The organism is Corynebacterium sp., from assembly GCF_030535495.1.
GTDB lineage: Bacteria > Actinomycetota > Actinomycetes > Mycobacteriales > Mycobacteriaceae > Corynebacterium.
In genome coordinates, this window is record NZ_JAUNRW010000170.1 from 1 (window position 1) to 2613 (window position 2613).

Annotated in this window: 2 protein-coding genes; one reads left to right on the forward strand and one right to left on the reverse strand. The window is 63.2% G+C overall.

What is annotated here, in order from left to right:
• Nucleotides 1–1211, forward strand: a 1211-nt coding sequence (gene purB / locus Q4F73_RS12230) for an adenylosuccinate lyase (protein WP_303359614.1), incomplete at its 5' end; no start/stop codon positions are given.
• Here the strand turns inward: purB and Q4F73_RS12235 are convergent.
• The gene (locus Q4F73_RS12235) at nucleotides 1208–2407 is read right to left on the reverse strand and encodes a Rib/alpha-like domain-containing protein (protein ID WP_303359615.1); all 1200 of its coding nucleotides are present in this window, start codon (nucleotides 2405–2407) and stop codon (nucleotides 1208–1210) included. The two genes, purB and Q4F73_RS12235, sit on opposite strands and share 4 nt — an antisense overlap.
• Between the last annotated feature and the right edge of the window lie 206 nt (nucleotides 2408–2613).

Here is a 2613-nt window from a genome sequence, read left to right on the forward strand (position 1 = left end):
GGGAGCGCGTCACCCGTCATGACGTCAAGGCCCGCATCGAGGAGTTCAACGCGCTCGCCGGCCACGAGCACATCCACAAGGGCATGACCAGCCGCGATCTCACGGAGAACGTCGAGCAGCTGCAGATCATCCGTTCCCTGGAGTTCATCCGCGACAAGTCCGTCGCGGTGGTCGCCCGGATCGCGGACCGCGCCGCCCAGTACAAGTCCCTGGTCATGGCCGGGCGTTCGCACAATGTCGCGGCGCAGGCCACCACCCTGGGCAAGCGTTTCGCCACGGCCGCCGATGAGATGCTGGTGGCCATCGAGCGCACGGAGAATCTCCTGTCGCGCTACCCGCTGCGCGGCATCAAGGGCCCGATGGGCACCGCGCAGGACATGCTCGATCTCATGGGTGGGGATGAGGCCAAGCTGGCCGCCCTGGAGACCAACATCGCCGATCACCTCGGTTTCGCGCGCATCTTCGACTCGGTCGGCCAGGTCTACCCGCGATCCCTCGACTTCGATGCCGTCTCCGCGTTGGTGCAGCTGGGTGCGGGCCCGTCCTCCCTGTCGCACACCATCCGCCTCATGGCCGGCACGGAGACCGTCACCGAGGGCTTCAAGGAGGGCCAGGTCGGTTCCTCGGCGATGCCGCACAAGATGAACGCCCGTTCCTGTGAGCGCGTCGGCGGCCTGCAGGTCATCCTCCGCGGTTACCTCACCATGGTCGCAGATCTCTCCGGCCAGCAGTGGAACGAGGGCGACGTGTTCTGCTCGGTCATCCGTCGCGTCGCGCTGCCGGATGCGTTCTTCGCCCTGGACGGCATGTTCGAAACCTTCCTCACCGTCCTCGACGAGTTCGGTGCCTTCCCGGCGATGATCAACCGCGAGCTGGAGCGCTACCTGCCCTTCCTGGCCACCACCCGCATCCTCATGGCGGCCGTCCGCGCCGGCGTCGGGCGGGAGACCGCGCACGAGGTGATCAAGGAAAACGCCGTCGCCGTGGCGCTGAACATGCGGGAGAACGGCGGCGAGCAGGACCTCATCGAGCGTCTGGCCGCCGACGAGCGCCTGCCGATGACGCAGCGGGACCTCGATGCCGCCCTGGCCGACAAGCACGCCTTCATCGGTGCGGCAGAATCCCAGGTCGAGCATGTACTGCGCCGGGTGCAGGTGCTTGTCGACGCCCACCCGGACGCCGCCCAGTACAAGCCCGGCGAGATTCTCTAGCGAGAACTCGAGCTACTACCCGACGCCGGCTTTGCCGGCGCGGGCTCAGGAGTCGGTGTCGCAGGAGCCTGGGGAACCGCCGAAGTGACGCTCACCCTAATAACTTCTGCTGACCCATCCGCATACTTCACGGTGATGGGAATGTTGATCGAACCCTCGACACCGTGCAGGGTAGTCACGGTGAACTCGCCGGTTGTGGCGGAGACATCGAACAGCCACCCTTCCTGGCGGAGTTTCTTGATCTGTGCGGAATCCGCGATCTCAAATGTGTGACCAGTTGCGTCGCCTCTGGTGCCGGACTCAGCCTTTGGCACGACCTTCGTCTTTTCAGATGGGGCGATGCGGACCTCGGGGTAAGAGAACTCGAAGACCTCAGCCTCCGAAGGTTCCGGCTCGGGGGTGGGCTCCGGCTCGGGAGTGGGTTCCGGGGTCGGCTCCGGCTCGGGGACGATCAGAGCGGCCACGCACTGTTCTCCCACTTCGTAGAATGGCGCGAGACCTGCGTAGGCTTTGAACTCATCTTCCGCGGCGGCGAGGCGGTAATTATGTGGCTTTGCGTACTTCGCGAGGGCGGTACTCAGTGGGTAAGAATTCTGGGTCACGCCGTCAAAGACCGTCCCTTGGGCGGCGAAGGCGTCGAAGCCAGTCGAGTGACTGTCTGCGCGGGTCCAGCCGTCACCTGCGTTGATCACCGCTGCGTCGCCGAAGGGGTACTCTGCCAATTCGGCGCGGCTCCAATGAGCTGCGACTTCGGCGTTGACCATATAGCCATTGTCGGCGTATGACTGGTATCGCTGGTGGAGTTCAGACCCAGTGAAGACGAAGTAAGAGGTCTCAAGAATGCTGAACCCCTTGGCGGCGATGTCGTCCTGGAAGCGGATCCGCTGGTAGGTTTCGACACCCGTTCCGAATCGCCCCGCAGCGCGCTCGGAATCGATCTGCTCAAACACTGGAGTCAGCTCCGGGAACAATCCACGCAGCGTGCTTTCAAGCTCGAGCATCGCGTCGATCTTCTCGCGGAAGTACTGCTTGGAGTGCTCGATTTCGGAGGGGGACAGTGAGACCTGGCAGATGGGTTTGTCGTTGCGGGTGTCAGGGGTGACGATCAACGCATTGACTGCAGGGACGGTCAATGATGCCGCCACCATGGTGGTGAGGATGGAAAGACCGATGGTTTTTCTACGAGGGATTCTCAAAGGGACTCCTTGAAAGTAGGGGACACCTAATGTGTCCAGATCAGGACACTACTAATCGTGTCGGACATAGGTCCCACCGGCCTCGAACGAGCATTCGTAGCGCGCCCCAGCTCCATTTCCCAACCAACCCTGCCGGGTCTACACTCCATGTTCATGCGTCCTGAGCTGTCCGATTACAACCACATCTCCGCCGGCAAGGTCCGGGA